Annotated in this window: 11 protein-coding genes; 3 read left to right on the top strand and 8 right to left on the bottom strand. The window is 44.2% G+C overall.

Features of this window, described 5'->3' with window-relative positions:
• The first annotated feature begins 382 nt into the window (after positions 1 to 382).
• Together J3492_RS10540 and J3492_RS10535 are read left to right on the top strand one after the other, a co-directional pair.
• On the top strand, positions 383 to 1066 hold the full coding sequence (locus J3492_RS10540; protein WP_207992012.1) for a response regulator transcription factor: 684 nt from the start codon (positions 383 to 385) through the stop codon (positions 1064 to 1066).
• A gap of 26 nt (positions 1067 to 1092) precedes the next feature.
• On the top strand, positions 1093 to 2652 hold the full coding sequence (locus J3492_RS10535) for a sensor histidine kinase (RefSeq protein WP_243453224.1): 1560 nt from the start codon (positions 1093 to 1095) through the stop codon (positions 2650 to 2652).
• Positions 2653 to 2697: 45 nt separating this feature from the next.
• On the opposite strand, the gene J3492_RS10530 is transcribed toward J3492_RS10535, so the two are convergent.
• On the bottom strand, positions 2698 to 3582 hold the full coding sequence (locus J3492_RS10530; RefSeq protein ID WP_207992010.1) for a LysR family transcriptional regulator: 885 nt from the start codon (positions 3580 to 3582) through the stop codon (positions 2698 to 2700).
• Between the two features lie 90 nt (positions 3583 to 3672).
• Between J3492_RS10530 and J3492_RS10525 the strand changes: the two genes are divergently transcribed.
• Positions 3673 to 4098: a PACE efflux transporter gene (locus tag J3492_RS10525; protein WP_207992009.1), complete on the top strand. Its 426-nt coding sequence runs from the start codon at positions 3673 to 3675 to the stop codon at positions 4096 to 4098.
• A 201-nt stretch (positions 4099 to 4299) separates the two neighbouring features.
• Here J3492_RS10525 and J3492_RS10520 read toward each other — a convergent pair whose 3' ends face one another.
• From J3492_RS10520 to J3492_RS10490, 7 genes are all read right to left on the bottom strand, one after another.
• Positions 4300 to 5169: an alpha/beta fold hydrolase gene (locus tag J3492_RS10520; protein ID WP_207992008.1), complete on the bottom strand. Its 870-nt coding sequence runs from the start codon at positions 5167 to 5169 to the stop codon at positions 4300 to 4302.
• A gap of 66 nt (positions 5170 to 5235) precedes the next feature.
• The gene (locus J3492_RS10515; RefSeq protein ID WP_207992007.1) at positions 5236 to 6180 is read right to left on the bottom strand and encodes a 3-carboxyethylcatechol 2,3-dioxygenase; all 945 of its coding nucleotides are present in this window, start codon (positions 6178 to 6180) and stop codon (positions 5236 to 5238) included.
• Positions 6181 to 6622: 442 nt separating this feature from the next.
• Complete coding sequence (locus J3492_RS10510) at positions 6623 to 7675, bottom strand: hypothetical protein (RefSeq protein WP_207992006.1); 1053 nt, start codon at positions 7673 to 7675, stop codon at positions 6623 to 6625.
• A gap of 196 nt (positions 7676 to 7871) precedes the next feature.
• Complete coding sequence (gene mhpT / locus J3492_RS10505; protein ID WP_207992005.1) at positions 7872 to 9125, bottom strand: 3-(3-hydroxy-phenyl)propionate transporter MhpT; 1254 nt, start codon at positions 9123 to 9125, stop codon at positions 7872 to 7874.
• Positions 9126 to 9203: 78 nt separating this feature from the next.
• On the bottom strand, positions 9204 to 9983 hold the full coding sequence (locus J3492_RS10500; protein ID WP_207992004.1) for an SDR family NAD(P)-dependent oxidoreductase: 780 nt from the start codon (positions 9981 to 9983) through the stop codon (positions 9204 to 9206).
• A gap of 39 nt (positions 9984 to 10022) precedes the next feature.
• A complete protein-coding gene (locus J3492_RS10495; protein ID WP_207992003.1) occupies positions 10023 to 10577 on the bottom strand; it encodes a 3-phenylpropionate/cinnamic acid dioxygenase subunit beta in 555 nt (184 codons plus the stop codon).
• A 13-nt stretch (positions 10578 to 10590) separates the two neighbouring features.
• The gene (locus J3492_RS10490; RefSeq protein ID WP_207992002.1) at positions 10591 to 11895 is read right to left on the bottom strand and encodes an aromatic ring-hydroxylating oxygenase subunit alpha; all 1305 of its coding nucleotides are present in this window, start codon (positions 11893 to 11895) and stop codon (positions 10591 to 10593) included.
• Positions 11896 to 11925 lie beyond the last annotated feature (30 nt).

Raw genomic sequence — 11925 nt, 5'->3', positions numbered from 1 at the left:
CTTAGCTGGTTCAGCTGTTTTATGTGCTTGTCTTTAATGCGTAGTTTGAGGGTTTTCATACCTTTAGTATGGCGAGGGTAATTTTAACTTACAACCCTTTAAACACTACTTATGACAGTACATGTCGCCTTATATCCACCCCGTGAAGTGGTGGTTTTACGGTGATAGGTGATAAAACCAGGTTTTATCGACAACAGAAATCATAAGTGATATCGATGTTGCGTAGGTTTGTGAAACTTTAAGAAAGGTAACGTTTGTCACTATTTTGCCTTTATTTCTTGTAAGCTTATGCACTACCTCATCAGGACTTGCACAATTAGATTCTGCTCAGAGTATGGACAGTATTTTTAATTTAAGACTAAAGTATGACTAGGACCCTCATATGACGCATATTTTGCTTGGTGATGACGACGAAGAGCTGACTCAGTTGCTACAAGAGTACCTTGGCAATCATGGGATCAGCTGCGACTGTGTGTATGATGGCGCACAAGTGCTAGAGAGGCTACGAAACCCTGATTATCAGTATGACCTGTTGGTACTTGATATTATGATGCCTAAGATCGATGGCCTTAGTGTGTTGCGTCAGCTGCCAGTTACTCAGAGGATTCCGGTCATTATGCTGACGGCTAAAGGAGATGAGATTGATCGTATTATCGGCCTTGAGCTTGGCGCTGATGACTATATTGCCAAACCCTGTAATCCAAGAGAGCTTTTGGCACGTGTCAACGCAGTCATCAAGCGTAGTGCTGCACCAACAGCGTCAGTAGAGGCTACGGTACTCACTCATGGGCGCATGCTACTGGATCAAAATCGTCGTGTTTGCAAAGTCGATGATGTAGAGCTGCAAGTGACAGGAACTGAGTTTGATTTGCTTGTTGCTTTACTCAAGCATCAAGGCGAGGTGGTGAGTAAAGAGTGGTTGTCAAAAACGGTATTACAGCGTGAGCTACAACCTTTTGATCGTAGTCTTGATGTGCATGTGTCACGCCTACGTAAAAAACTTCAACCTTTTCACAATGAGCCTATCAAAGCCATTCGCACAAAAGGCTATCAGTTGGTACTTTAATGGACACTCAATCAACGCTTAGGCGCATGCCAACACTGGCTGTTCCTCTATTTTGGCGACTGTTTATCAGCCTATTGTTTTTATTGCTGATAACATCTGTCATGTCCATTGCGATAGAGAGATGGATAAATACACAGGCGTTAGAGTCACGTATGGCAAGACAAGTGACGCATTTGGTAACCGTGCGCCAAGACGTTATACAAGCTCTTGAATCAGGCGACTATGATGCTGTGCAACAAATCTACCGCCGTGAGCGCAGGCTTAAAGATCAAATTGTCATCATTGATGAACAAGGTGCGCCACTATCCTCACGGCTTAGATGGCGTGCCGGCCAAGGTAATAGGCCACCTGAACCACCCCACCACTCTATCTTACCTTTTAACTCAATCATTCAAGATGTCGTGCCAGACGCAGATAACTACCCTGAGCTGCAAGACATATCCGTCACGTCGGCTGATGGCTATCATTATACCGTACAGCTTCACCCTCGCCTGCCTCTACAAGATCTAATAGCATTGCGACAAACCCATTTTTCTGTACGCTTTGCTATTATTTTATTCTTTAGCCTGATGGCTTGTTATTGGTTCAGCCGAACCTTGACCAGACGTATCAATCAGGTACAGTCTGCTGTACATCGTATGAGCGAAGGCGACTATACAGCCGATGATTTATCTCAACTGGGCGACGACGAGCTGGGCACACTTGCCAAAGACGTGGCTAGACTGTCTGATAGACTCGTGGATAGCGAGCTGGCACGTAAGCAGATGCTCAGCGACATCTCACATGAGCTGCGCTCTCCCTTGGCTCGTCTAGATGTGGCAACTGAGCTTAGCCGTGACTGTGCGCCAGAAGCGATGCCTTATCTGGATCGCATTCAAAGAGAGTCGGCTCGAATGAATGAGCTGATCGCCCAAATCATTCATATCCAATCATTACAGATGCAGCGCTATCTAAGCTCGCCTACAGACTATGAAGCAGTAGATATAGTTCGGCTGCTCAATGATATCGGTCAAGACGTTTGCTTTGAGTTTCAGGACAAACATATTACTTGGCAATGCCAATGCTTTGATAATGAGTGTGTGGCCAAGACTGATATGAGTACACAACATTCAGCACAAGCATCGATTATAAATGCTAATGCTCAGGAGCCATACGTCGTCCTTGGTAATGCAGAACAGCTGCATAGCGCTTTTGAAAACATCATCCGTAATGCCTTTATACATTCTACGCCATTTTCTACTGTCGTAGCGCAGATTGACTTCACCAGCACAGTCACCCAACAGGATAAAGATGCGTTAAGAGTAAGCATTGTGGATCAAGGAGACGGAATAGCCAAAGCGGATTTGGTGCGTATATTTGAGCCTTTTGTGCGCTTAGATACTGCCAGACAACGTCCAAAAACGACCAAACCTGTGAATAGAAGCTTGTCCACCGATAAAAGTAGTAGCCATGTCGGAGGCTATGGTCTTGGACTGGCGATTGCTCAAGCCATCATTGCTGCGCATAAGGGTCATATCACTGCGAAAAACCGCCAAGATGGTAGGACAGGGCTGGTGGTTGAGGTGTTATTGCCTGTAAATGTTTGAAGAGATATTAAACGCAGCAGTTAGCGCTGTCCGGCTAGCGACAGACTATAGCTGCTGATCTAGACTGATGACCGCCTGCTTTAACCACGCACCTGCCTTACCCAAGGGTTTTTCTTTATGCCACACCAGCTCCACTGCCACAGGCCAACTGTGCTTATCAAAGTCAAGCTTTGGTGATACCAATACGCCCTCCTTTAAGGCCTCAATAACGATATGTTCGGGCACCAATGCCCAACCAAGATTACGTTGTACCAGCTCAATGATAAGCCACTGACTCTCAACCCACCACACATCAGAAGCAACCCGTAAACGTGACTTTTCTTGGCTATCATTTCTTGTCGCTACAATCAATTGACGGTATCTTTTTAGGTCCTCCCAACCTACGGTTTTACTTGCCATCTCATGCTCAGGCGAGCACACCATCTTCAGCGGAATCCAGCCTAAAGTATGAAAGCTAATATTCGAGGGTAAATCTTCTTGGCTCCACATAATGCCCAAATCCGCTCGCTTGTCCATAATCAGACGACTGACATCTTCCATAATGGGCAGTAGCAACTCAAGCTCGACCGTTGGAAATAGATTATCGAACTCATCAAGCAACCGTGCCAACCACTCCGATGGATAGAGATCATCAACTGCCAGCACCAACCGGCTCTCCACGCCTTCGCTTAAGCTTTTGGCCACCCCAAAAAAATGCTCGCAGCGCTCTAATATCAAATACGCTTCAGCCAGAAGACGTGTGCCCTCTTCTGTCAATTCAGGATAGCGACTATCACGACTAAACAAAATGTTGTCTAAATCAACTTCTAAGTTCGCCACAGCAGCACTAACTGATGATTGCGCTTTACCCAGTCGGCGTCCTGCGGCCGAAAACGACCCCGTTTCTACTGTCGCTACAAAAGCTTGTAGTTGCTCTAAAGAAAAGTTCATCTATCGGTTTTTCCTATAGGTCGTAACTTTGAAGTATGAGTTTAACAGATACAATGGAACCAATTAAATAACCTTTTATAAGGATGAACCATGCGAACTCATAGAGATCGTATTCGTCACGCTGTTGGCTTTGAAGTATTTGCCTTGATCCTCTCCATTCCTATTATGAGCTTTTTCTTTAGTTTTTCTATTAAAGACATTAGTGTCATTGCCATTGCAGGCTCTATTATGGCGACACTATGGAACTATGCTTTTAATATTGCCTTTGATAAAGGGATGCTAAGCTTAAAAGGCAGCACATTTAAGACGCCCTTGATTAGGGTGCTGCACGTTATATTGTTTGAAGGTGGTTTGTTGATGCTATACCTGCCCATGGTGGCTTGGTATTTGCAGATCAGTCTATGGGAGGCCTTTATTATGGATGCTTCATTGGTTGGTTTTTATTTGGTTTATACTTTCTCATATAACTGGATTTATGATAAGGTTTTTCCGATTCAGCACGTCAGCTATGCCTAGCTTGCCAAACAGACTAAACAAGGCTGTTTCTGCGTAGGTTACATTGATAGCTTACTGAGTGGGCTCTAAACGTATTGTATGTCAGGTTAAAATGAGTAGACGTCACAAAGCCAGCCAATAATCATCGAAAGCACTTTTAAAATGATGCTTTTAAAGTGCTGTCGATGGTGGTTTTAGTTGTACACTTTTACTGATAAGTGGTTATGAAATACCGTGTTTTAGAAAATCTAATACCATACGATTGAATTTGTCAGCATACTCCCACTGCACCCAATGGCCACAGCGGTTAAACACATGTAACTCCGCTCGTGGCAAACCATTTAAGAGACGAATACCCAAATCCATAGCGACAAAGCGATCGTCACGACCCCAGATGATCAAGGTTTCATTATTGACTTCATCTAAACGATGGCCAACATCTGGAAACTGTTTGCGGTTGGCTTCACTACTTTTCACAAAGTTTTCTAGATGATCTTCACGTGCTAATATGTTGTCTAATCGGGCTTGGAATAACGCTTCTGTCAAATGACTGGTATCATAGACAAAGATATCCATCATCTCTTTGATGTTCTCTATAGTCGGCTCACGATACAACTTGCTGATGCGCTTGATACCTTCGGCTGGCATGGGCGTAAACATGCTACCGCCACCCGTACCGCCGCCCATCAGTATCAGCTTATCGACATGCTCAGGATAATCCATAGCAAAGACGACAGCACTATGTGCGCCCATAGAGTTGCCGATGATATGAACCTTATGAAGACCTAGCCCATCAAGTAGTCCTTTGAGGATTCGAGCATTGAGGTGCGAACGAGAGCCCTCATTGACTATGCTGTCACTTTTACTCCAGCCCGGACAGTCCATCAAAATCACTCTATAACCTGCTGCGGTCAGCGGCTCAATATTACGATTAAAATTTGCCCAGCCACTAGCGCCTGGACCAGAACCGTGCAGCATGACCACAGCTTGCTCGCCTTTTTCGGTATCGTTGTAGTGAATATTAAGATCGGTATCGCCTTCTTTTATGGTTATAAACTTACTGGTTTCTGCTTCCGTCCATTGCTGCGTCATATTTAAACTCCTCGATATTATAGTTATATAGTCAGTTGAAAACAAAACTGTCATAAATTCAAAAATCTACTCAACGCTTGTTAGGGTTAGTGCGCCATATCCTGCGATCCATTCTGGAACCGGACGATAGTAGCTGGATTTTTTTTGGTAATCACCAAAAGTTGCCATAGCCGCTGTCGCCGCCACCCAGTTTTTTACTTCATGGGTAGATTTTCCCGCTTTTTCAGAGACCTCTTGATTGCTTAGCAAATCTAACTCATCAATTCGGCCAGTAATTAATTGCTGCAAAAACCACTGATCCCATTCTAGGTTCAGTGGAAATAGCGAATTTTGATCAGCCACAAAGTGACGTGCCGCATCAATCACACGCTGAGTACGGGCCTGACGCTCATCCGCTGGGAGATTGCGCCCACTGCCAAGCATGCGGTCTTTGACCAACTCATTTGCAGTCATCAGCTCCGGCACTGGCGGCTGATGAGATAAGCCACCTGAGCCTATAATCAACACTCGCTTATTCAATGTTGCCACATAGCGCCCCAGTGCTGCGCCCAATAACCGAGCACGTTTAAAGGAAGGCAGCGGTACCGCAACCGAATTGATAAATACTGGTATAACGGGCACTTTATCTATAGCGCCTAATAAAAACTCTAAAGGCTGAGCAAAACCATGGTCCACTTGCATTTTATACGAGACAGCCACATCAATATCGGCATCCAAAACATACTGTACAGCGGCCTCAGCAAGTTCGGCTGGTACTAATAAATCGCCTTTTGCTGAACCAAAATCACCAATAGCATGAGCGGCTGTACCGATACAAAAAGGTGGCATCACATCATAAAAAAATCCATTGTAATGATCTGGAGAAAACAGCAATACCAGCTCTGGATCAAAGGCCTCGATCTCTTTACGTGCCTCAGCAATAACACCATTAATCTCGTCAAGAATAGGCTTATCGGGATCCACCAGACCTACTAAAGGCGTATGCGACAAACATTGTAGAAGGGCTGGCATATCAAGCTACCTCAGAATAGTGAGTGTTTTTCGTATTGCTTTGCAGTTGTGTCAAAATATGATCTGTGAATATTACTTTGACGACAGCTATCAAAGTCGTGTATGAAATGCTAGGGGCTTTATATAGTCGATTTACTCTAAAAATGACATAGCGCTGCTGGGATGAATTTTGCGCAGCCTCTGTGATAGCAGCACGCAAGTAAAATTTATACCACCAGTAGCGCATTTAAATCCATAACAGTTTTACTTTGAACTGACTATAGAATACATTTATGGTACTGACAGAGACTGCTTTTTAGACGATTTGCAGATAAAAATTGTAAGTATAGTTATTCTATATGTCAGTTTTTATCAATAAAGCGGCAAAAAAGAGTCCTGTCCCTAATCTTTTAGATTAGGAACATGCTCTAGTACAACATACTGATAGAGATTGATGTCTAAGTTAAAAACTATACTTAGCCATCACCTCAACTTCCTGACCTTTTTGTCGCCATGGGAGTGTCGTATCGCTACGATCTCGCCATTCAACACCAATATCCAGATCGGGTAAATAGCTGTAGATAAGGTTGGCACTCTTAATGTTAATTGAGGTGTCCGCATCGTTATTGACCTTCACTTCCCCATAACGCATATTACCTCGCAGTTTGGGAGAAAAGACATGGCGATAACCCACGCTAAAACCAGTCTGCGACACAAGCTCACCATTTTCAGCATCACAGCTTAAAGTATTGCCAGGGTTTAGGGCTCCCGTAGTACACACGCCAGAGTAGACACCCATGCCTTCACCAGTATAAACACTGCCATGTAATGAGCCATCGCCTAAAGTGAGCTTGGTTGCTAATGAAACCCCTAATCCCAGCTCCGTATCTAACTCATCCTCTACGCCCGTGTTGGCATCGCGGGCAGTTGCCGCAAGGGTATAGCCAAAATTAGATATGTCATCACTATAGCTCACCACCATGTCAGGTAAGTCGGCATCATCAGATATAGGGTCTTGCGCTGTGACACGAAGCCCCTTGTTGGCGTAGTGCAAAGTCAAATCTGGACGAACATACAGCCCGCTACCCGCTATCGTACCAAACCCTGTACCATAAAAATCGAGCTGCTCAGTTAAGCGTGGCGCAACAGCAAAAAACTGTCCACTCCAAGTCTTACCGACGGTCACGTTATCTAACTGCACATAAGCATGGCGTAGCCGAAGCTCAGGAGTACCACTATCGTAGCCGCTATAGTTTCCATAAAAATCACCTTCAATAAAACCTGTCAGTTTTTTATCATCAACGAGCGTAGTGGTTTTTAGATTAATTCTTGATTCTCGTATACTGCCTTCAAAATCAGAATCTTGATCATCAGGTGATCTAAATACCCCTTCTGCTTTGACATAGCCGCCTAAGCTCAAGGTCATATCGCCATTAGTGATTAACTCTATGGCTTGAGCGTTGGTACCTAGCGCCAGCACCGCTAATGCCAATGTTGCTTTTTTTAAATTACTCATGATTTCTACCTTCCCTGTTGTTTAGTTAATAAATTCCATTTTGTGAATATAATTAGGACGTGTCCTCATTAAAAAATGCAGATAAAAAGGAGGGTTCGCCCTAGCCAAAATAAGGCAAATGAAACGACTCAAGAACATTAAACAGTCTTTTCAATTGCCTTAATACTGATACTAAGCTCTAATATAGATGTGGTCATTAACTCTTTGTGAGTGCTGCTGTATCTGCTTTTTCACGTCTAGCAATGTTATTTGCTAATAGTATGGCAGCGATACCAGCGATAAGTATGACGGGAATACTGCTGCCAATAACAAATGAAGAGTTTGAATTATAAGAGAAAATAACACCCGCTAATAAAGGCCCTACAAATGAGCCAATACGTCCCATAGCGACGGCGACGCCAACGCCTGTACCACGCATGTTTTTGCTATAAGCTCGAGCCGCTAACGCATACAAAGCAGATTGACCACCGGTTATGAAGAACCCTGAAATACCTGATGCTAGTACTAGCGCTGTCAAAGACTTAGAGAATGTCAATGCAGACAATCCGATTAGGATACCGATATAGATCATGATGACGACTGATCTTAGTTTGATGTTGGATAGTAACCAGCCTAAGATAAGCACCCCACACACCCCGCCCACCTGATAGGCCAGTTGGATATTGCTTGCACTCTTCATACTAAGGCCGTTATTCTGCATGAGAACGGGCAGCCAGTTTAAGATAAAGTACAAAACAATTAAGGTACCTAAAAAACTCAGCCAGATTTGAATAGTCGTTGCGGTACGACCTTCACCGAACAAGATAAACTTAAAGTCTGTGTTTTCGGTGACAGCGTCTTGCTTAACCTCCTTTTTGGTATAAGTTTCTTTTAAAAATAAAAGTAAGATAGGGACAAGAGCGATAGGTGTCAGTCCGCCTAAGTAAAAAATATTTTTCCACTCGCCAATACCCGTAAACCCACCTGCGATTATGGCTGTGATACCTGCCCCAAAGGGTACACCTGCATACATCACACTCACTGCAGTGGCACTCCAACGCTCAGGTACTGATTCTGATGACATGGCAATTATCAGAGGTAGCGCACCGCCCATGCCAATACCTGTCAAAAATCGCACTATGACTAATGACGTAAAATCCGTCGTGAATGCTGTCATAAGCGACATAAAGCCAAATAACGCCACACTGATAATCAATATGTTTTTACGGCCTATTTTGTCTGAGAGACGGCCAGCGACAATCGCGCCTGGAAACATGCCTAAAGTAGCAGCACTAAAAATCCAACCTAGCTCGCCTTTACTTAAGGCAAATTCTGACTGAATCGATGAAGCGACAACACCGATTGATTGAATATCAAATCCTTCTAAAATAGCAATACAAAAACACAAAAACAGTGTCACATACATTGCTGAGGGTTTTTTGGGTGCAACATTAAGCACAGAGGTAGTCATAGACTCTTCCTTGAGTTTGAAATAAATATAAAACTTAGGGTGGGTTACTCTTAAATCTAAGAAGCTTTATTATTAATACTATTGACCGGCAGACAGTCCTCCATCGCTGACTAAAATAGTACCTGTCACGTACCGTGCGCCCTTTGCGCTTGCTAAAGTGACATATAGGTCGGTATGTTCCTCAGGAGAGGAGACACGGCCTAGAGGGATGTGCTTGCCCATCGCTTCTAAGCGGGTGCGATCTTTATTCATTGATTTGCCAGTTTGCTTTAGCGCATCAGTACCGCCGATTGGCGTATCCGTGGCACCAGGTGCGACGCCGCATACCCGCACATGAGGTGCAAAGTCTAGAGCCAACTGAGCCACCACACCACGAAGTGCGTATTTAGAGGCAATATAAAGAGGGCCGCCGCCACCAGGACGGAAGCAAGCGTTAGAGCCAGTAGTAATAAGACAGCCGTGAGAGTCTTGCAGAGCCGCATAGCTGGCGTGTCCTGCCATCAATACCGCTCGAACATTGGTTGACATGATTTGCTCAAAACCGTCTTCTAGCTCTTTAGCAGACATTTTTTGTAGCTTTTTAAAAAAATCCCAAACACCAGCATTTGCTATCATGACATCAAGCCCGCCCCACTTGTCAGTTATCGTAGTAACAGCAAGCTCGTTGGTAGCATAATCATTAACATCACCTACCACGTGACAAAAATTATCATGAACCAAGAACTCTTCGACCTGCTCAGGCTTACGAACCACGGCAAGGACGCGCGCGCCCTCTTCTAAAAATCTATTGACTATTGCCTTACCAATACCGCTGCCAGCACCGGTAACAATTACTCGTCTATCAAGTAGCATTTGCATAGTGTTGCCTTAAGATTACCTATTAAATTTTATAAAAGACTACATAAATACGTTGAGGTTTTTGGTCAGTAACGTAGATTGTTGCAGCAATATCAGTCGTCCAGCCAAGCGATACTCATCACCGACTTTACGCCAGATATCTTTACGTCTGCCCATCAAGGTAGAATCATCACGCTCAAAGCGACTACGATATAAAGTAAATACCGTATGAACTTCAAACTCGTCCGCTTTATCGGTGTGAAAAACCTGTAGATTTGATATCGCAGTTACTTGACGGGTTGGCGGATCTTCTGTCCAGCACATACCACTGTCATTACGTTTTAGGCGCATCATGATGGAGTCTTTGTCTTCTTCAAACAGCGACACTCTAGCCGTAGTAATCTCTGGTGTGCGGCTTCTGCGTAGGATGTTTTCTCGGATAGGCGCCCAGTAGACTAGGTCATCTTCCAAGTTTTCTGCCCATTCATCGAGAACCTCATGATTTAAAAGATAGGTTTCATGATTGACAAACTTTTGAATATCAAAGTAAGTTTGTATGTCCACATGCTCGCCTTTAGCGTCAAGCGCTAACAACTGATCTCTGGTCATAGTCATGACTAGCTCCTTTTTAGTATTTTGTTTCCGCTAATGGAATATCAGCCCAACTGTCAGCTTCCATAAACTCTGCATAACGCTTAAAGAACAAACGTTGGTTGGCATCATTAAGCTGACCCTTAGTCACCGTACCTGGTAAGTCAACAGGTACCGCTTCGCCTTTCGTTGGATCCATGCCATAAAAAAGCTTTTGATTACGAGTGACGTATCCTGCGTTGCCAAGTGTGGCATGCTCCCAGTTTTCACCGTCATCCATCTCCAAAATACCACTTGGAGAAAAGGTACGCATAGCACCTAAGCGCCATTTATCTTTGATCTCATCTGAGGCTTCGCTAGGAACCAAAGTCCAGCTATGCAGTTCTGTTTCTGTTGGCCCTTTGGGTAAAAAAGTTCTAAAAGTTAAATAGCCAGGTAGGAAGGCAAAGTTAGGGAAGATAAGGCCCGATGCTACCGAACCGAGCATTTTCCCGCGTGCTTCACCTAAACGCTTAGTGATCTCTGCTTCACGGGCACGCAAGTATTTGATGATATCTTTATCGCCCATGGTCGCCGCATTACCAAAGTTATTGGCTAATGAGAATTCCCAACCGTGACCGTTGACACTAGCTTGATAGGAGTTTTCATTACTGACGACAATGCCGCCTGCTTCTTTAAGCGTTGCTTCTGCAGCACCAAGGTGCGTCCATAAGGCATGATAGATATCGCCGACAAAGTTATCTGCAGGGTATTTCCAGTTGCACTTAAGTAACGAGCGTGTGGTACCTGGCAAAAACTCAGTGCCTTTATCATCTACGTCCAAAATCGCATCGAGATACCAACGAAAATCGCCCAGATACTCTCCTAAAGACGGTGCTTCTTCGTCAAAGGTCGCAAATACTAGGCCTTTATAGGTTTCTACTCGCGCTCTGTGCAGACCCCAGTCCTCTTTTTTGAAGCCTTCAGTTTGATCGTATAACTCATTAGCAGGCATACCATTGAGTGCGCCATCTAAACCAAACGCCCAGCCATGATAGTTACAAACGAATGAGCGAATCTTACCTTCACCAGCAAAGCAAACCTTGTTGCCGCGGTGCGGACAAGCATTAAGCATGACATTGATGCTTTTATCTTTCGCTCTAGCGACGATAACGGCGTCTTCACCAATGTAAGTGGTAATAAAATCACCAAAGGATTTGACTTGTGATTCATGCGCGACAAAGTGCCAGCAGCGGGCAAAAACCTGTTTTAGCTCTTGTTGATAGATGGCGTCATCCCAAAAAATGCGTCTATCTATCAATCCATTTTTATGATCCACAAGTGATCGAATATCTATTGACATGTCTGTTCTCCGTATTAAAAAAGTGGGTTG

The organism is Psychrobacter coccoides, from assembly GCF_017498085.1.
GTDB lineage: Bacteria > Pseudomonadota > Gammaproteobacteria > Pseudomonadales > Moraxellaceae > Psychrobacter > Psychrobacter coccoides.
This window is presented reverse-complemented; position numbering and strand designations above follow the sequence as displayed.